The following is an 18616-nucleotide window of genomic DNA, read 5'->3' as shown; positions in this document are numbered from 1 at the left end:
ATTAAATATTTTTATTTAGGGTTGGTATAAGCCTTGCTCCTTTAAAAGTGAAAGTAAATTCATTAACCACTATAAGGAGCTAATTATGAACAGTGATCGTATCGAAGGTAATTGGAAAGAACTTAAAGGTAAAGCGCAACAAAAATGGGGCGACTTAACCAATGACGACTTAGACAAAATCGAAGGTAGCCGTACTGAACTGGTTGGTAAAATCCAACAGAAATACGGTAAATCTAAAGAAGAAGCCGAGCGCGAAGTTAACGACTTTGAAAAAAGTCATTAATATATAACCGCTTAGCAAAAAACCGCCGTTTGGCGGTTTTTTTATTGTTACATATAACTTTTATTTAGTGCTCACAACGTCTTCAAATAATAACCACTAATCATCATATACCTCAAGCTAGTCTAGGGATGAGATGCACAGCCAATCACAGTTACTTTCAATACGTAACTGTAACAGCCATTTTTAAATGTATAACAGTGCTTACCACCGCGGTTCTGAAAACTTATATAAAAATTAAATAAAAAATTACAATATCGAAATATTAGTTTTAATATTTGTTTTCACTATCAAATGTCCCTTTTGTATATACTCTCGATAGTTATTAATCACGTTTTTGTCCCACGTTAAAACGTGTTCATTGGCTGATAATCCAACCCAAGCGTTGCGTTGATTTTCTTTAGCTAAATACAACCCACCATCCGCTAGCTCAACAACTTGCTCCCACGAAAACCCTTGCGGTGAATTTTTAACAAACGGATAATTTGCAAACCCTATCGAGCAGGTTATGGTAAGTTTTTCGCCGGATAATGAAACAAATGGATGTGCAGACACTTCTTGTCTAATTTGTTCAAACATTTTCGCCGAATCATGGTATTTATTTGAGCTAATAAATAAAAACTCTTCACCACCCCAACGTATTAACAAGTCTTCGCTAGTACGATACTTTTTTAAGATCGACGAAAACTGTTCTAATACCTGATCTCCCACATTATGCCCATAGGTATCATTAATTTTTTTAAAGTGATCGATATCAATAAGAGCAAAAACTAGATTAGATTGCTTTTCTAGCACGTTATTTATAGCATTGTATAGGTAATGCCTGTTATTTAATCCGGTAAGGCTATCTGTGAAACTTAATGCTTTTAGACGTTCATTACTTTTAGCAAGCTCAGCCGTTCGTTCATCAACTCGTTTCTGTAATTTCACCAAGTATCGTTGATTCTGCCAACGCCAATAGATAAAGCCCATTGCTCCAAAAAATAAAACAGCAGCTAAAATCCACTTTTGTTGCTCTAGTTTATGGTTTTCAAACAACTGCTGTTGCTGTAACAAACGCTGCTCTTTTAACGCATTATCTTTACTCAGCACTTTTAATTTTTGGTTTTGAATATCAAATTTATAATGGGCTTCAAGTTGCAATAACTTATTATTTCGGCGCTGAAGATTAAATGTTTTTTTGCTAAAGGTATGAAGAGCTAGATATTCATAAGCAAGTTTATACTGTTTTAGTTGCCTATAGGCCATTGCAACCAAATATTGTAATTGTGCCCGCTCTTCTAAAAAACGGGTATTAGGGTGTTGATTTAATTGTTTTACCGCTATTTTGGTAGCCTGCAAAAAATTACCTTTTTGCAGATTTAAATTTGCAAGCGCTAGGTAATATTGAAGTTTCATCTGCCCAGGAGCGCTATCAATATAAGACGAATCTACATTTTTCAATGCTGTATCTGCTGCAACGTCTTTTCCTAACTTTAATAAAATAGTTGCATGATTAACTGAAACATCAAAATGTATTTTAGCATTACTATTAACGAGCTTTAATGCATTTTCACTCGACTCTAATGCTTGATAATAGCTTCCCATAGCTAAATATATTTTACTTTGCCAAAGATACATAAGCGCAGTGTAGTCACTTTGTTCTTTCTCATAGAAATCAATAGCGTTTTGAAGGTATTCTAAAGCGGAACTAAATTTATCTAATTCTAGCTCTAAATTCGCCAGATGGAGATAAGCCCAAGCTATATAAATTTCATTATTATATGATTTCGCTAAAGATAAAGCTTGGTAATTTAACTTCAAACCTTGTTCGTAAGATCCATAGCGACGTTTTATTTTAGCTTCTAATAAGTAAGTTTCAATTTCTATATCATTGGATTTCTGTGAAACAGCTAAAGCTCTTAACTGCAGTAAATATTGCATGATAGAGAAGTTATCATCAGCTGCAATATCCTGTTTGAGTTTCTTATAATAAAACTCCAGCTTTTCTTGTGAGCCATCCTCTAACTCTTGCTCAGTTTGTGAATAAACAGAGCCACTAAAGAAAGACATTGCGATGATGAGGAATAAATAAACGTTAATCATTAATTTTAGGAGCTATCATTTGCTGGTTAATTATTTGCCAATCACTTGTCGCTTCATTAATAAAGCCTGATTGCTTCAAAGCTTTAGTAATTACTCCTCGGTGTCTTAATATTTTCAACCCTTTCTCCAATGCAGCAATTACTTTTTTACCTTCTGGGTGAGTTTTACTGACTATAAAATGGCGTGTATCTGGCAAGACAACTTTAACATTTTTAATAGGAGTAAAATGTTCACCTTTATAATTTAATTCAAGCCCTTCACCCACGCTAAAATTAATCATCATTGCGTCTACTATATGCGCATCAACCATAGCAAGCATATCTTCCCACTTACCAATATGGCTTATCATTGTGATCGGTGAATTACTTAATGCTAACCAGTCCACTCGCCACCGCGGATTCACAACAACCGTTAAGTCACTCAATTTTAAATTATCGGTCTCTGTTTCTTTTTTATTATTAACTGAAACAAATAAACCCGCTTGATATTCTCCAAGATTGATTATTGGTTCGCTAATATAAAGTGAGCCTTTAAAATCAAGTAATTCATCATGCCAAACAGTTCTTGCTAGTATTACACTTTTACCATCAATTATTGCATCAAATTCAGACGCACTCGCTTGGGGCTTAGAGCGAAATGTTATAGGTCGAGTTTCTCCGCCTAAGTAAAGTGCTTGCTGTAATAATATTCTTTCAATAATTTCTAGGTGAGTTCCGTTAGTTGTAGGATAAAAACTATCGACTTCCATTACCCCACGCCCATTTAAAAAAGAGAGATAACGCTCATCAAAATTTTCACTATCTACAACATCAATTACGAATGCTGATTCAGCTTTTACCCCATTAGAACACAAGAGTAACAAACATAGAAAACACCTCATAAACGATACCTTAAAAACAAAAAAGCCACCAAAACGAATCGTACTAGTAGCTTTTTATTATAGATTAAAAACTGTTAATTAGCTCTATTGTGGCTCATACCCCAAGTTGGGCGATAACCAACGCTCGGCTTCTTCTAAAGTCATATTGGTACGCTTGGCGTAATCTTCCACCTGATCCTTTTGCACTGCCGCTACTGCGTAGTACTTCGCTTCTGGGTGAGAGAAGTACCAACCTGATACCGCCGCGCCTGGCCACATGGCATAAGAGCTAGTGAGCTGCATACCAATGCGTTTTTCGGTATCAAGTAGCTGCCAGATTTTCTTTTTCTCGGTGTGCTCAGGGCAAGCTGGGTAACCTGGGGCTGGACGAATGCCTTGGTAGTTTTCACGAATAAGCTCATCGTTTGATAAGTTTTCATCGGGTGCAAAGCCCCAATATTCTTTACGAACTTGTTCATGTAAGTACTCAGCAAATGCTTCAGCGAGTCTATCGGCCACCGCTTTGACCATAATTTTATTATAGTCATCTTGTTTAGCGTCAAAGGCATCCGCTAGGTCGTCTTCTTCAAGGCCACCAGTAACCGCAAACGCACCGAAGTAATCAGGTGTGCCTTTTGGCGCGATGTAATCGGCTAAACAGTAGTTTGCAAAGTCGGTTTTTTCGGTTTGCTGACGTAAATGGCACGACGTGGTTAAAACCTCAGAGCGGCTTTCGTCGGTGTAGATTTCAATGTCATCGCCTACGCGGTTAGCAGGGAATAAACCAATGACTCCAAGCGGTTGCAAGCTGCCTGATTGTTCAAGCTCGTCGAGCATGTCGTTTGCGTCTTTAAATAAGCTTTGAGCCTGCTCGCCAACGACTTCATCAGTCATTATACGCGGGTATTTCCCCGCGATTGACCAGGTCATGAAATAAGGCGTCCAGTCGATGTATTTACGTAATGTCGCAATCGATACATTTTTAAACTCAGTCACACCCAGCTTTTTTGGCACCGGCGGTGTGTAGTTATCCCAATCAAGTTGGGCTGCGTTATCACGAGCACGTTGAATAGTCACCGGTTTTGAGCGCGGCTTTTTACGTGCTTGCTGCTCTCGTACTTTTACATATTCAGCTTTGGTTTTTTCTAAAAAGGCGGGTTTTAGCTCTTTTGATAACAAGTTTGAAACCACGCCTACGGCACGGCTAGCGTTATTTACGTATACCACACCTTTGTCATATTGTGGCTCAATTTTTACAGCTGTATGCGCTTTGGATGTTGTCGCACCACCAATTAATAACGGCAGTTCAAAACCACGGCGTGTCATCTCTTTAGCAACGTGTACCATTTCATCAAGTGACGGCGTAATAAGGCCAGAAAGCCCAATCACATCGGCTTTTTCATCAATGGCTGTTTGCAGTATTTTTTCTGCCGGTACCATTACACCTAAATCAATTACTTCGTAGTTATTACACTGCAGAACAACGCCCACAATGTTTTTACCAATGTCGTGTACGTCACCTTTTACCGTTGCCATGACTATTTTACCATTGGTAGCGCCTTCTTCTTTTTCAGCTTCAATGAATGGGTCAAGGTACGCCACAGCACGCTTCATTACTCGCGCTGATTTTACTACTTGCGGTAAAAACATTTTACCTGCGCCAAATAAATCACCTACCACGTTCATGCCATCCATTAATGGCCCTTCAATAACGTGAATGGGTTTATCGGCAGCCGCGCGGCACTCTTCGGTGTCTTCGTCGATGTATTCTGTAATACCTTTTACAAGCGCATGCTCAAGGCGTTTTTCAACAGGCCAAGTACGCCATTCTAAATCTTCAACACGTTCAGCTTGTGCCATACCTGAGAACTTAGGCGCAAGTTCTACTAAACGCTCACCGGCACCAGAGTCAGTATTTAAAATAACATCTTCAACGGCTTTACGTAGCTCATCTGGTATATCATCATAAACGGCAAGTTGCCCTGCGTTGACTATACCCATATCCATGCCCGCTTTTATAGCATGGTATAAAAACACCGAGTGAATCGCTTCACGAACAGGGTTATTACCTCGGAACGAAAATGATACATTAGACACCCCACCCGATACCTTACAGTACGGTAGGTTTTGTTTGATACGCCGAGTGCCTTCAATAAATTCAACAGCGTAGTTATCGTGCTCTTCAATACCTGTCGCAACAGCAAATATATTTGGGTCGAAAATAATATCTTCCGGTGGGAAGCCTATTTCATCAACTAAAATACGGTAGCTGCGCTCACATATTTCAAACTTACGATCTGCGGTGTCGGCTTGACCATCGGTATCAAATGCCATAACAACAGCTGCAGCGCCAAAGCGTTTAATAATTTTAGCTTGGCGTTTAAACGGCTCTTCGCCTTCTTTTAATGAGATTGAGTTAACAATCGCCTTGCCTTGAATACATTTTAAGCCCGCTTCGATCACTTCCCATTTAGAGGAATCAACCATGATAGGTACTTTAGAAATATCAGGCTCTGAGGCAATTAAGTTTAAAAACTTCACCATCGCGGCTTTTGAGTCCAGCATGGCTTCGTCCATGTTGATATCAATTACCTGTGCGCCATTTTCAACTTGTTCGCGGGCAACATTAAGGGCGGTTTCATAGTCTTCTTCCATGATCAATCGTTTGAACATGGCTGAGCCGGTTACATTGGTACGCTCACCGACGTTAGTAAATACTGCAATTTGTTGTGTCATGTCGGTTTCCTAATTTAAGTTACACGCTTCAAGGCCAGATAAGCGCATCCGCACTTCAAGCTCAGGTAATACACGAGGTTTAACCTCTTCAAGGCCTTTAGCAAACGCTTTAATATGAGCAGGCGTTGTACCACAGCAACCGCCAACAATATTAATAAAACCCGATTTGCCCCAATCAATGATCTCAACAGCCATTTCAGGCGCTTCTAAGTCGTATTCACCAAACTCATTCGGTAAACCCGCGTTAGGATGAACAGATACAAAAGTTTCGCAAACTCGAGACAACTCTTCAACGTATTGGCGTAATAAATCAGGGCCAAGTGCGCAGTTTAAGCCGATAGAAATAGGCTTAATATGGCGAATTGAATTATAAAACGCTTCGGTAGTTTGGCCTGAAAGCGTACGCCCTGATGCATCAGTAATAGTGCCTGAGATCATCACTGGTAATGTACGCCCTGCTTGTTCAAATGCTTCTTCAACAGCGAACGAGGCCGCTTTGGCGTTTAAGGTATCAAAAATCGTTTCAATCAAAATTAAATCAGCGCCGCCTTCCATTAAAGCAAGGGTAGATTCAACATAGGCCGTGACTAATTTATCAAAGGTGATATTACGATAACCTGGGTCATTTACATCAGGCGAGATTGAGCACGTTTTTGACGTTGGCCCAAGTACACCTGCCACATAACGTGGCTTTTCAGGGTTTTTAGCGGTAAATTCATCACAGATACTGCGTGCTAACTTGGCCGACTCTAAGTTTACCTCACGACTGATACTCGCCATGTCGTAATCTTCCATTGAGACAGTGGTCGAGTTAAAGGTGTTTGTTTCAATAATATCGGCACCTGCATTTAAAAAGCCTCGATGAATATCAGCAATTATTTTAGGCTGAGTCAGGCTTAGCAAGTCGTTATTGCCTTTAATTAATACATGCCAGTCTTTAAAGCGCTCACCACGGTAGTCTTCTTCTTCTAATTTATGCTCTTGGATCATGGTGCCCATAGCGCCGTCGAGGATTAAAATTCGCTGTTTTAGCGCCTCGGTTAGTTCTGCATGTTTATTCACTGTATTACTCGGCATAGTTGTTAGTCCTTACTGCTTGGCTAACGAGATTAATATCATAAGGTGTGGTTTGATACACATAGTAATTTAACCAATTCGAAAATAACAAAAAGGCATGGCTTTGCCAGGTTTTCGACGGCTCGTTATCTGGGTTGTTATCAGGAAAGTAATTTTCAGGCATAGCGGCGTCAGGCTTTTTTGCAAGGTCGCGTTGGTATTCACCTTTTAATGTGTCAGCATCGTACTCGGGATGACCTGTAATATACACCTGACTGCCTGATTTATTTTTAAGCAAGTAAGCACCTACTCGCTTAGAACCTGCCAATACAACTATATCTTCACAGGCGTTAATTTTTTCAATATCAATATGACCAAAACGAGAATGCGGCACTACAAAGGTGTCATCAAAACCACGTGTAAGCGCGGCATGTTCAAAGTAACAATGATGAGTAAATACACCACTGAGCTTCTTCGGTTTTAATTCGCGCTTTAACCCGTAGTGATGAAATAAACCAGCATGAGCCGCCCAACACGAAAACAAAGTTGATGTTACATGTTGCTCAGCCCAATCGAGTATCACTTTGAGCTCATCCCAATAAGCGACCTCGTCGTATTCTAAATGCGCAAGCGGTGCGCCGGTAACTAACATAGCATCGTAGTTGTTGTCTTTTACTTCTGAGAAATAACGGTAAAAGGTGTCTAGATGCTCTTCAGAATTACTGCTGCTACGGTGAGTATCTAAGCGTAAAAGCTCCACATTTACTTGCAGTGGTGAGTTTGCCAATAAGCGAATAAACTGTACTTCGGTTTCTACTTTATTCGGCATTAAGTTTAAGATGGCCAGCCGCATCGGGCGAATTTCTTGCGTTTTCGCACGGGTTTTTGGCATTACAAAGACATTTTCTTGACGTAGCTTTGCAATTGCAGGCAATTCATCTTTCACTGTAATAGGCATTCATTCACTCCAAGCATCATTTTAACCAATAGCTAATTATGAACGGTTAGCAGTAAATTTCAACCTCTAGATGTATAGATGTCTAAATGAATTTGGTATATCGCCTATTTACTTAAAAACACAGGGCTCACTTTGCTGATTCGTTGACTGTTTGGGCTATGAGACTCTACAATAAGCATCATAATTTTATTTATAATTCGAAGGCTTTTTCCATGGTTTTACCAGATAAGTTTATTTTCTCGATGAGTCGAGTATCGAAAGTAGTGCCACCTAAGCGCACTATTTTAAAAGATATCTCATTGCATTTTTTCCCTGGCGCAAAAATTGGTGTACTTGGCTTAAACGGCTCGGGTAAATCAAGCTTACTACGTATTATGGCTGGCGTTGATCAAGAGTTTGAAGGTGAAGCACATCCTCAACCGGGTATTAAAATTGGTTACTTACCGCAAGAGCCGGTACTCGATGAAAGCAAAACCGTGCGCGAAACCGTTGAAGAAGCGGTCAGTGAAGTTAAAAACGCATTAAGTCGTCTTGATGAAGTTTATAACGAATACGCTATGGAAGACGCTGATTTTGACGCACTAGCTAAAGAGCAAGGTCAACTTGAAGCGATCATTCAAGCCCATGACGGCCACAACATTGATAATGTATTAGAACGTGCTGCTGATGCACTTCGCCTGCCGCCTTGGGATGCTAAAGTTGAGGTTTTATCTGGTGGTGAACGTCGTCGTATCGCGATTTGTCGTTTATTATTAGAAAAACCAGATATGCTTATTCTTGATGAGCCTACTAACCACTTAGATGCTGAATCTGTTGCATGGCTTGAGCGCTTCTTACATGATTACGAAGGCACCGTTGTGGCAGTAACCCATGACCGTTACTTCCTAGATAACGTAGCGGGTTGGATTCTAGAGCTTGACCGTGGTGAAGGTATCCCATGGGAAGGTAACTACTCTTCTTGGCTTGAACAAAAAGACGCGCGTTTGCAACAAGAGCAGAAATCTGAAAAAGCCCGTCAAAAGTCAATTGCGCAAGAACTTGAATGGGTACGTTCAAACCCGAAGGGCCGTCAAGCTAAGTCTAAAGCACGTATGGCACAGTTTAGTGAGTTACAGCACTCTGATTACCAAAAACGTAACGAAACCAACGAGCTATTTATTCCACCTGGCCCGCGTTTAGGCGACCAAGTAATTGAAGTTAAAAACTTGAAGAAGAGCTTTGGCGACCGCGTACTCATTGATGACTTAAACTTCACAATGCCTAAGGGCGCTATTGTGGGTATTATCGGTGCCAATGGTGCGGGTAAATCAACTCTATTTAAAATGCTAAGTGGTGAAGAAAAACCAGATAGCGGCGATATCACCATTGGTGAAACTGTTGAGCTTGCAACGGTTGATCAGTTCCGTGGCAACATGGACGACAGCAATACGGTTTTCCAAGAAATTGCTGATGGCCAAGATGTGCTTAAAATTGGTAACTTTGAATTCCCAAGCCGTGCTTACGTAGGCCGCTTTAACTTTAAAGGTAATGACCAGCAAAAGTTTGTTAAAGACCTATCTGGTGGTGAGCGTAACCGTTTACATTTAGCTAAGTTATTAAAAGCTGGCGGCAATGTTATCTTACTGGATGAGCCAACCAATGACTTGGACGTGGAAACATTACGTGCCCTTGAGAATGCAATTTTAGAGTTCCCGGGTAATGTAATGTGTATCTCGCATGACCGTTGGTTCTTAGACCGTATTGCTACACACATTCTTGATTACCGTGATGAAGGCCAAATTAACTTCTTCGATGGTAACTACACCGAATACGAAGAATGGTTAAAGAAAACCCTCGGTGCAGCTGCAGCGCAGCCCAAGCGTATTAAATACAAGAAAATTGGTTAAAGTTCTATAGTAACCATATTTATAGCCCTGCATTTATGCGGGGCTTTTTATTTTTTGAAAGAAATATACCCGCCCCCCTTTCTAGTTAAGTATCTTCATACTAAAAATTAACCGCTATGAAATACTTATTCGCACTTTTTTTATTAAGCATAAGCTTATTTGGCTACGCAGCTGAGCTTGAGCAAAAACAGCTTCCTAAACTACCCGCGCTCACCTTAAAAATGGCAGACGGGAGTTCACTTAACACAAAAGATCTTTTAGGAAAGCCATATATTTTACACTTTTGGGCAACCTGGTGCCCATACTGCAAAAAGCTACAACCAGCGCTCGATCAAATCCACCAACAATATCAACAGTACGGCTTACAAGTTATAGGCGTGAGTTTTCGTGAAGATGAGGGAGCAGATCCTCAGCAATCTCTCATCAGTCGTGGTCATCATTTTAAAACCGCAATAAAAGCTGACTTAATCGCTCAACGGTTAGGAATTCGCGGCACCCCTACAACGCTATTTATTAATATGCATGGTCAAGTTGTGTGGCTAACCACAACATCAAACCCTAACAACGAAAAACTTAAAGCGAATGCCGCCAAACTTGTAAAATCGTGACTATAATTTACATAAATATAATCACTGAGGTTAATTATGGTTAATTATGGTTAATTATGGTTAATCGTCGTCAATATACTCGCGTGTTGTTTTCTACTCCCGCAACACTTTTAATAAACGAGCAAAGCTTTAGCTGTGAATTACTCGATGTATCACTCAATGGTGTATTGATTAGCCACCCCAATGGCTTAAAAGCTGACAAACATCAATCGGCTGAACTTGCCTTTACCTTGCCTGATAGCCAAGTAAGCATTGCTATGGCGGTTGAGATTAGCCATATTGAGCCCTTACATTTTGGTTTGCATTGTACCCATATAGATATTGACAGCATTACCCACTTAAAACGTTTGGTAGAGCTTAATTTAGGTGATGACGCGCTATTACACCGTGAACTCGCAATGCTTATCCACACTCCACAAAAATAGACTATCTGCTGTAACTTGATTACCATGGCGTAAATTATTAAAAATGCGCTGTTATGACTTTAAACCCACACTTGCCTCTGGTTTATCATCCAAATTACTCATTTAACTTTGATCCTAAACACCGCTTTGTGATGAGTAAATTTGCTAATTTATATCAGCACGTAAAACAGCTAGGGCTCGTTAATAACAATTTAACTCAACCAAGGCTCGGTAACCCAGATGATCTTGAACTCGTCCACTGCGCAAATTATTTAGACGACTTATGGCATAATAACCTCGAAGAAAAAGCCCTTAGACGCATTGGCCTACCTTGGTCAGAGCCACTTATAGCCCGTACTTTCACTGCACCACTTGGTACTTTAGAAACAGCACGCCTTGCGCTTAAAAATGGCCTCGCCTGCCACTTAGCTGGCGGCACTCATCATGCACATACAGACTTTGGTTCAGGGTTTTGTATGGTGAACGACCTTGCTTTTACAGCACAAACCCTTATACAAAACCGTGAAGTGACCAACGTGCTTATTTTTGATCTCGACGTACACCAAGGTGATGGCACCGCGGCAATGCTTACACACCAGCCTTATGCCTATACTTGCTCAATTCACTGCGAAAAGAACTTCCCATTTAGAAAATCCCCCAGCGATTTAGATATTGGTCTGGCAAATAACATGCAAGACGACGAATACCTTGGTGTAGTAGATGACACATTGCAATTTTTGCTTAAGCAGCTCAACCCCGATTTAGTACTTTATGATGCCGGTGTTGATATCTGGCAAGAAGACGGTTTAGGTAAACTCGACATAACCTGGCAAGGCATTGAAAAACGAGATAACTTGGTTTTAAAACGCTGTATTGAGCATAATACACCTGTCGCAACCGTGATTGGTGGCGGCTATGACCGAGATCATTTGCGTCTCGCTCAGCGCCATGCCATTGTTGTAGAGCAAGCAGCACGTTTCTAATCATGTTAGTACAAATTTAAGCTACACTTTAAATCTATAAATTAATTGAGGTTATTATGCGATTTTTATTTTTTATATTGCTGCTAGGACTAACAGCTGTAGCGTATTGCGAGGAAGAGGCAAAAGAGTTACCGCCTATAAACCCAGCTTATAATGCAGAGCATGCAATGGCACTGGTGAATCAAGGATCGCGTATTTTTGCCGTTAATCTCCCCACATACAAACAGCCTCATGACGTACAGGTAGTTTATAAAATTGATAACCCTGACGTTGCTTTTTTAAATGTTGTAAGAGGCGCTGAGCTAATAACAATCAAGCCTAAGCCATTTAACATTCAACGTTTAATGCGCGGTGAAGAAATTACAATAACCGCTGATGTGTATAACGGTGATTACCGCCGCGATGGCACTTTAGTATATGAAAATCGCACCATTGAAATGAGTGAACTACTCTATGCCCGCAAACTGAATGATTTAGCAGAGTCATCACAATGGCAAGAATATGATTTAATAACTTTAAAAGAAAATGAGCGCATTTATATTCATAAAATAAGTAAGGCTCCAAGCTATAATCACCTTATTTTTGTTGATCTTGCCAACGCATGCTTGCAGAAGTTTCGCACTTCTAAGCCTGTACCAAAAGAGAGCGAGTTAACCTATAAATTTATCAATTGCGGCACCTTAAAGCCATTGTATTTTGATAATGAAGATTTAAAGACAGAAAACTAACACATAAAGAGTAGAAAAAAGGCTCCTCGATCACTCAGAGCCTTTGTTAACTTTGGAATAAAATTGGTTTTAATTAAGTACAAATAATTGAGATGGTGCACTTTGGTAGTCAACCGCCATAGCAATGCTCAGTGCAGTAATATTAAGGACTGAAAAAGCAAACACTTGGCGTGCCCAACCGCTAATATCAATATTGCGTCGATAACCTCTAAGTGCCATTAATAGCCACCAAAAACTAGTTGTGCAAGCAACCGCTAAAAAAGCCATGCCGGTATAACCGCCAATGGTTAAGAGCATCACCACTAACGCATATATCGCTATATACAACACAATATGATGTTTAGCTTTATCAATCCCTTGCGCCACAGGTAACACTGGAATGCCAGCAGCTTGGTAATCTTTAAAGCGAAAAATAGCAATCGCATAAGAATGAGGCATTTGCCATAAGCTAAACATCACCAGTAAAATTAATGCGCCAACATCAAATTGTGCCGTTACGGCGCAATAGCCCACAACAGGTGGGACAGCGCCAGATAAACTCCCTACAAATGTGCCATACACTGAGCGACGCTTCATGTATAAGCTATAGACCCCCACATAAATCACATAACCAAATACAGCAAAAAAAACGGCAATCCAGTTAGTAAAAATCACGAGTAGAGCAAAACCAAATACACCAAGCACAGTAGCATGCAGTAAAGCTGCTTTAACTGACATTTCGCCTGTTACAGTCACTCTTGTTTTTGTACGCGCCATACGACTATCAATATCACGATCAATCACATTATTAATCGCACAGCCTGAAGCTACGACTAAAGATAAGCCTACTAATGTAGTAAGCATTAACCAGCCATCAATACTCCCTTGCGAAGCAAGTAAAAAACCACCAGCAACGGAGATCACATTCCCCATAATAATCCCAGGCTTAGTGACCTTTAAATAACGACGAAACATCAGCTAAATTCCTCTTAGTTACTTTGGGTGTTGACTTAGTACATCATCATGGCGTTTGATTCATAGATGATCCACACCGACAAACCCACCACCATAACGATGATCAAAGCACTAAAAATAAATGACAATGAACTCGCTTTGCCGTCTTCCGTTTTAAAATTAAGGTGTAAAAAATATTTTAAATGCACCCAAATTTGCACAATTGCCATCATCACGATACATGCAAAGGTGGTTGGCTTTGATAAACTACCGCTAAGCACCGCCCAAAATGGAATAATCGTGAGTATTATTGATAAGACAAAGCCAATTAAATAATCTTTAACGCTGCCATGTGTAGCTGCATTGTCGCTTTGTGTTTGTAGCTCGTTTAAAGCATGAGATTCACTATGGCTCATTACATTACCCCCATTAGATATACAACGGTGAAAACACAAATCCATACCACATCTAGAAAATGCCAAAACAAGCTGAGGCAACTTAAACGGGTAACGGTGGCAGACTTTAGACCCCGCCGTGATATTTCAATCATCATCGTTGCCATCCAAATTAAACCTGCCGTTACATGCAAGCCGTGTAAGCCAACTAATGAGAAGAACGCAGATAAAAAAGCACTCTGTTGTGGGCCATTACCATGAGAAATTAAATGATTAAACTCATAAATTTCCATACCAATAAATACAGCACCGAGAACAAATGTGACCGCTAACCACATTAAAGTGATAGCCTTTTTCTGTGCATGTGCAGAGATCATAGCAAAGCCAAAGGTGATACTACTTAAAAGTAATGCTGCGGTTTCAAGTGCTACAAAATCCAATTCAAAAATGTCTTTGCCTGACACACCACCAGCGGTATTCATATAAAGAACAGCATAAGTGGCAAAAAATGAGGCAAATAATAAGCAGTCCGTCATTAGATAGAGCCAAAAACCAAATACCGTATCGCCACCTGCATCATGGTGCTCATGTGTATGAGCTGCATTGCTAATGATATTCATATCTGTAGGAATAACACTCATGCACTGAACTCCTTACTTTGGTTAAACGTAGTTGCACTTTTATTGTGCGCATTTTCAATGTCTAGAATTTCGTCTGGCTGCACATAGTAATCAACATCACTGGTATAACAGCGTTTAAAAAATACCGCAGCTCCGGCAAGAACACCGACAATTGCCAACCACCAAATATGCCAAATCATGGCAAAACAAAACGTTGTAAAACAGGCACTCATCATGACCCCTGCAGAGGTATTTTTTGGCATGTGGATTGGCGCGTAGCTCGACTTTTGCTGATACGCTTGGCCTTTCTCTTTCATGTCTGTCCACGTATCTATGTCGTGAACATGTGGGATTGTTGCAAAGTTATAGTACTGTGGTGGTGATGAAGTAGACCACTCAAGCGTATGACCATTCCACGGGTCGCCTGTTGTATCTTCTAATGCTTCGCGGTTTTTAAAACTAACAAACAGCTGCACCACTTGAAATACGATGCCGAACATAATGATCACCGCTCCAACAAAGGCGATATATAACCAGATATTCCAATCAGGGTTGTCAGAGTGATTTAAACGTCGTGTCATTCCTAAAAAGCCAAGTACATATAAAGGCATAAATGCAACAAAGAAACCGACTAACCAGCACCAGAATGACGCTCTACCCCATCCTTCATGAAGTTTAAAGCCCATAGCTTTAGGAAACCAAAAAGCAAAACCTGCTAAGTAACCAAATACCGCCCCACCTATAATCGTGTTATGGAAATGTGCAATTAGAAACAAACTATTGTGTAAGACATAGTCAGCGCCAGGAATGGCAAGTAATACACCTGTCATACCACCTACTGTAAAGGTGACCATAAAACCTAGCGTCCATAGTACTGGCACGGTAAACCGTAATCGGCCACGGTAAATAGTAAATAGCCAATTAAATAACTTCACACCAGTGGGCACCGCAATCACCATAGTCATTACCCCAAAGAAGGCATTTACATTAGCGCTCGATCCCATCGTGAAAAAGTGATGTAGCCACACGATGAATCCCAAGATTGAGATAGCACCACTGGCATAAACCATGGATTTATACCCAAATAAACGCTTACCAGTAAAGGTAGAGATGACTTCGGAAAAAATACCAAAAGCAGGTAAAATCAATATATATACCTCAGGGTGACCCCAAGCCCAGAACAGGTTGATATACATCATGGCGTTACCGCCCGCTTCATTAGTAAAAAAATGAAAATCTAAATAGCGATCCAGTGTTAGCATAGTCAACACCGCCGTTAATATTGGGAATGACGCAGCGATTAAGATATTTGCCCAAGTACATGTCCAAGTAAAAATTGGCATTTGCATTAAACGCATACCTGGCGCGCGCATTTTAAATACTGTGACTAAGAAATTTACTGCTGTTAGCAGCGTGCCAATACCCGATATTTGTAATGCCCAAATATAATAATCGACACCGACCCCCGGGCTAAAGGACATCTCCGATAATGGCGGATAAGCCACCCAACCAGTTCTTGCAAACTCTCCACAAAATAGAGAAATATTAATTAATATTGCTCCACCTGCGGTTAACCAAAAACTTAAGTTATTTAAAAATGGAAAGGCCACATCACGCGCACCAATTTGCAAGGGCAAAATAATATTCATTAAACCAATCATAAATGGCATCGCCATAAAAATGATCATGATCACGCCGTGAGCTGTAAATATTTGATCGTAATGTTCTGGTGGTAAATAACCCGGTGCACCACTTGTCGCGAGCGCCAACTGTGCTCGCATCATAATGGCATCAGAAAAACCACGAAACAGCATAATAAGCGCAAGAATGATATACATTACACCTAAGCGTTTATGATCAATCGAGGTGATCCAATCGTGCCAAAGCACACTCCATTTTTTATATTTTGTAACCAATGCAGCAATTAATGCTGCTGCAATCACGACTACCGCCATTGTCACCATCAAGATGGGTTCATGAAACGGAATAGCATCTAATGTTAATTTTCCAAGTAACGACATAATTATTCCTCACCCTCACTGTGCATTGTGTGATTTGCATGGACGCTATGCTCAGGCATTGCTTTATGCTTCTTGTTCATATCACCATGCGCCTGCATATATTTCATAACGATGGTATGAAACAAGCCCTCTTCAACATCACTAAAATAGCTAACAGGATCATTTTCGCTAGGTTGTGCCAATGCATCGTAATCCGCTTTATAAAGTGTATTTTTTTGGCTTTTAACTTTGTTTACCCAAGTATCGAAGTCAGCTTGCGTTGGTGTCGCAATGGCATTGAATTTCATGCCAGTAAAACCCGCGCCACTATAGTTAGCAGAAAAACCTTTAAACGTGCCTGGTTCATTAGCGATTAAATGCAGTTTGGTTTCCATACCAGCCATAGAGTAAATTTGGCTACCCAGTTGCGGAATGAAAAAAGAATTCATGGTGCTTTGCGAAGTTATTTTATATTCCACAGGAACATTGGCAGGAAACACGAGTTCATTAACAGAGGCGATGCCTTGATCTGGGTAAATAAACAACCATTTCCAATTGAGCGAAACCACTTCTACCGTTAAGTGCTCACCTTTACCTTCTAACGGTTTATATGGGTCAAGCTCCTGAGTGGACTGCCAAGTAATAACGCCTAATATAATGACTATCACAATAGGAATAGCCCATACCGCCGCTTCAATTTTTGTAGAATGCGCCCATTTAGGAGCATATACTTCATGATCTTGCCCATCACGATATTTCCACGCAAAGTACAACGTCATAACTATTACTGGAATTACCACTATGAGCATTAATACAGTGGCAATGATAATTAGATTTTTTTCATCTATTCCGATTTGCCCTTTGGGATCAAGCACTCCACCTTTACAGCCGGTCAGTGCCAGCAAAAGTGTGCCTAGAGCAATATTACATAGGTTTCGATTTAACAAATGACTACCCTACAACTTACAGCCAAAATACGTTGCGATGCGTTCAAGCAATAAAGTTTGACGTAAAATGGTTATATAATTTGATGTGAGTTGCTTAGTTTTTACATAAACAACACTTTATATTTCTCAAACAGCTTTACAGCAAAACCAAAAGCTTGAATGAGTTAATTAGGGATGGTTGAATAACAGACACACTGCTGCTATCTATTTTGAGAATAAAACTTGTTATTGACTCAGCTAAATTAGATAGCATTCAACCGTTAAAGCGAGGGGGAGCGCGACAGCCATGAGCATGGCTTGTAATTTGAGACTTTAGTGTCTGGACAAATGAAAAGGTCGTTTTACGTAAAATAATACCTGCACGACGTGATGGAATATAATGAAATAGTAACCAACATAACCCAATAAGTAACTGAGACGATATTACAGGGTAAGCTAAAAAACTAAACACATTAACTAAAGATGACTCATAAACAGCCCCTTCGGTTAATAAGCTTTTAAACTCTATAGCATCTTCAATTGCACCGCTGGCAATCATAGATAAATTAAGCAGTAAGATTACAAATACTGATAAGAACTCTCGTCCAGCGAGTGTTGCACGCGCAGCCAATTGCCAACGACCTAACGTCGTTAATGTGCATGATGGCGGACATGTATTTAAACTCAAACGAATAAAGCCTTACTAAAAAATGTTGTTCGCATACTATATTTTTAATTATGTATGGATGATCTAAATCAATAAACTTTCAGTAAGTACTGAAAATTCGTTCAGAAGTATAACAAAATAAACATACGCTACAAGGAAAAAATAATAAGAAAAATATTTAGGTTATTGCATTTAGTAGTAAGTAATATTTAGGGGAGGAATATATACAGCAGATATAAAAACAGCCCAAGTTTTAAAAACTTGAGCCGCCTTTGACAACATCTTCACACACAATTATAAAGATTCGGTTTTAAGTGCAATCTTTACACTCTAAATTCATTGATGAAAACTTCGTTCATCTAACTGCGTGGCGGTTAAAATAAAAAGCAACTCAAGCCAAGTTAATCCCTAACTTGAGTCGTCTTTTTGACAACATCTTCACACACAATTATAAAGATTCGGTTTTAAGTGCAATCTGTACACTCTAAATTC

The 18616-nt window shown here is 39.9% G+C and carries 17 protein-coding genes; 6 read left to right on the top strand and 11 right to left on the bottom strand.

Annotated elements, in window-relative coordinates; translation table 11 throughout:
• Positions 1 to 85: 85 nt before the first annotated feature.
• Entirely contained in the window at positions 86 to 283 is a 198-nt protein-coding gene (locus AAEU30_RS07900) for a CsbD family protein (protein WP_099296450.1), read from the top strand.
• Between the two features lie 246 nt (positions 284 to 529).
• On the opposite strand, the gene AAEU30_RS07895 is transcribed toward AAEU30_RS07900, so the two are convergent.
• The 5 genes from AAEU30_RS07895 to AAEU30_RS07875 all read right to left on the bottom strand — a co-directional run bounded on the left by AAEU30_RS07895 (position 530) and on the right by AAEU30_RS07875 (position 7974).
• Entirely contained in the window at positions 530 to 2365 is a 1836-nt protein-coding gene (locus tag AAEU30_RS07895; RefSeq protein ID WP_421960051.1) for a tetratricopeptide repeat-containing diguanylate cyclase, read from the bottom strand.
• Positions 2358 to 3227: a transporter substrate-binding domain-containing protein gene (locus AAEU30_RS07890; protein ID WP_421960050.1), complete on the bottom strand. Its 870-nt coding sequence runs from the start codon at positions 3225 to 3227 to the stop codon at positions 2358 to 2360. Before AAEU30_RS07890 ends, AAEU30_RS07895 begins: the two co-directional genes overlap by 8 nt.
• A 102-nt stretch (positions 3228 to 3329) precedes the next feature.
• Entirely contained in the window at positions 3330 to 5960 is a 2631-nt protein-coding gene (gene metH / locus AAEU30_RS07885) for a methionine synthase (protein WP_421960048.1), read from the bottom strand.
• Between the two features lie 9 nt (positions 5961 to 5969).
• Positions 5970 to 7037 (bottom strand): homocysteine S-methyltransferase family protein, encoded by a 1068-nt coding sequence (locus AAEU30_RS07880; RefSeq protein WP_421960047.1) that lies wholly within the window; start codon positions 7035 to 7037, stop codon positions 5970 to 5972.
• Complete coding sequence (locus AAEU30_RS07875; protein WP_421960046.1) at positions 7027 to 7974, bottom strand: homoserine O-succinyltransferase; 948 nt, start codon at positions 7972 to 7974, stop codon at positions 7027 to 7029. The genes AAEU30_RS07880 and AAEU30_RS07875 overlap by 11 nt, the downstream gene beginning before the upstream one ends.
• Positions 7975 to 8186: 212 nt before the next feature.
• Between AAEU30_RS07875 and ettA the strand changes: the two genes are divergently transcribed.
• The 5 genes from ettA to AAEU30_RS07850 all read left to right on the top strand — a co-directional run bounded on the left by ettA (position 8187) and on the right by AAEU30_RS07850 (position 12583).
• Entirely contained in the window at positions 8187 to 9860 is a 1674-nt protein-coding gene (gene ettA, locus AAEU30_RS07870) for an energy-dependent translational throttle protein EttA (protein WP_087532894.1), read from the top strand.
• 116 nt (positions 9861 to 9976) lie between these two features.
• Positions 9977 to 10468 (top strand): TlpA disulfide reductase family protein, encoded by a 492-nt coding sequence (locus AAEU30_RS07865; RefSeq protein WP_421960045.1) that lies wholly within the window; start codon positions 9977 to 9979, stop codon positions 10466 to 10468.
• Between the two features lie 56 nt (positions 10469 to 10524).
• Entirely contained in the window at positions 10525 to 10893 is a 369-nt protein-coding gene (locus AAEU30_RS07860) for a PilZ domain-containing protein (protein WP_421960044.1), read from the top strand.
• A 53-nt stretch (positions 10894 to 10946) separates the two neighbouring features.
• A complete protein-coding gene (locus AAEU30_RS07855) occupies positions 10947 to 11855 on the top strand; it encodes a histone deacetylase family protein (RefSeq protein ID WP_421960043.1) in 909 nt (302 codons plus the stop codon).
• Positions 11856 to 11911: 56 nt separating this feature from the next.
• Positions 11912 to 12583 (top strand): hypothetical protein, encoded by a 672-nt coding sequence (locus AAEU30_RS07850; protein ID WP_421960042.1) that lies wholly within the window; start codon positions 11912 to 11914, stop codon positions 12581 to 12583.
• Between the two features lie 69 nt (positions 12584 to 12652).
• Here AAEU30_RS07850 and cyoE read toward each other — a convergent pair whose 3' ends face one another.
• The 6 genes from cyoE to AAEU30_RS07820 form a co-directional block, all read right to left on the bottom strand.
• Complete coding sequence (cyoE, locus tag AAEU30_RS07845) at positions 12653 to 13537, bottom strand: heme o synthase (protein WP_421960041.1); 885 nt, start codon at positions 13535 to 13537, stop codon at positions 12653 to 12655.
• A 35-nt stretch (positions 13538 to 13572) separates the two neighbouring features.
• Complete coding sequence (gene cyoD, locus AAEU30_RS07840; RefSeq protein ID WP_421960040.1) at positions 13573 to 13932, bottom strand: cytochrome o ubiquinol oxidase subunit IV; 360 nt, start codon at positions 13930 to 13932, stop codon at positions 13573 to 13575.
• On the bottom strand, positions 13932 to 14552 hold the full coding sequence (gene cyoC, locus AAEU30_RS07835; protein ID WP_421960039.1) for a cytochrome o ubiquinol oxidase subunit III: 621 nt from the start codon (positions 14550 to 14552) through the stop codon (positions 13932 to 13934). The genes cyoD and cyoC overlap by 1 nt, the downstream gene beginning before the upstream one ends.
• On the bottom strand, positions 14549 to 16552 hold the full coding sequence (gene cyoB, locus AAEU30_RS07830) for a cytochrome o ubiquinol oxidase subunit I (protein ID WP_421960038.1): 2004 nt from the start codon (positions 16550 to 16552) through the stop codon (positions 14549 to 14551). Before cyoB ends, cyoC begins: the two co-directional genes overlap by 4 nt.
• 2 nt (positions 16553 to 16554) lie before the next feature.
• Entirely contained in the window at positions 16555 to 17478 is a 924-nt protein-coding gene (cyoA, locus tag AAEU30_RS07825) for a ubiquinol oxidase subunit II (RefSeq protein WP_421960037.1), read from the bottom strand.
• A gap of 253 nt (positions 17479 to 17731) precedes the next feature.
• On the bottom strand, positions 17732 to 18145 hold the full coding sequence (locus AAEU30_RS07820; RefSeq protein ID WP_421960036.1) for a hypothetical protein: 414 nt from the start codon (positions 18143 to 18145) through the stop codon (positions 17732 to 17734).
• Between the last annotated feature and the right edge of the window lie 471 nt (positions 18146 to 18616).

Origin of the sequence: Pseudoalteromonas mucoides, assembly GCF_049257175.1 — a bacterium.
GTDB lineage: Bacteria > Pseudomonadota > Gammaproteobacteria > Enterobacterales > Alteromonadaceae > Pseudoalteromonas.
Note: the sequence above shows the minus strand (reverse complement) of the source record. Positions and strands in the feature narration are given on the sequence as shown.

Excerpts from the sequence above, each read along its gene's own strand:
- AAEU30_RS07900 (WP_099296450.1), top strand. The coding sequence starts at position 86 with ATGAACAGTGATCGTATCGAAGGTAATTGGAAAGAACTTAAAGGTAAA.
- cyoE (WP_421960041.1), bottom strand. The coding sequence starts at position 13,537 with ATGTTTCGTCGTTATTTAAAGGTCACTAAGCCTGGGATTATTATGGGG.
- AAEU30_RS07855 (WP_421960043.1), top strand. The coding sequence starts at position 10,947 with ATGACTTTAAACCCACACTTGCCTCTGGTTTATCATCCAAATTACTCA.
- ettA (WP_087532894.1), top strand. The coding sequence starts at position 8,187 with ATGGTTTTACCAGATAAGTTTATTTTCTCGATGAGTCGAGTATCGAAA.
- AAEU30_RS07895 (WP_421960051.1), bottom strand. The coding sequence starts at position 2,365 with ATGATTAACGTTTATTTATTCCTCATCATCGCAATGTCTTTCTTTAGT.
- AAEU30_RS07880 (WP_421960047.1), bottom strand. The coding sequence starts at position 7,037 with ATGCCGAGTAATACAGTGAATAAACATGCAGAACTAACCGAGGCGCTA.
- AAEU30_RS07875 (WP_421960046.1), bottom strand. The coding sequence starts at position 7,974 with ATGCCTATTACAGTGAAAGATGAATTGCCTGCAATTGCAAAGCTACGT.
- AAEU30_RS07850 (WP_421960042.1), top strand. The coding sequence starts at position 11,912 with ATGCGATTTTTATTTTTTATATTGCTGCTAGGACTAACAGCTGTAGCG.
- AAEU30_RS07860 (WP_421960044.1), top strand. The coding sequence starts at position 10,525 with ATGGTTAATCGTCGTCAATATACTCGCGTGTTGTTTTCTACTCCCGCA.
- cyoB (WP_421960038.1), bottom strand. The coding sequence starts at position 16,552 with ATGTCGTTACTTGGAAAATTAACATTAGATGCTATTCCGTTTCATGAA.
- metH (WP_421960048.1), bottom strand. The coding sequence starts at position 5,960 with ATGACACAACAAATTGCAGTATTTACTAACGTCGGTGAGCGTACCAAT.
- cyoD (WP_421960040.1), bottom strand. The coding sequence starts at position 13,932 with ATGAGCCATAGTGAATCTCATGCTTTAAACGAGCTACAAACACAAAGC.
- cyoC (WP_421960039.1), bottom strand. The coding sequence starts at position 14,552 with ATGAGTGTTATTCCTACAGATATGAATATCATTAGCAATGCAGCTCAT.
- AAEU30_RS07865 (WP_421960045.1), top strand. The coding sequence starts at position 9,977 with ATGAAATACTTATTCGCACTTTTTTTATTAAGCATAAGCTTATTTGGC.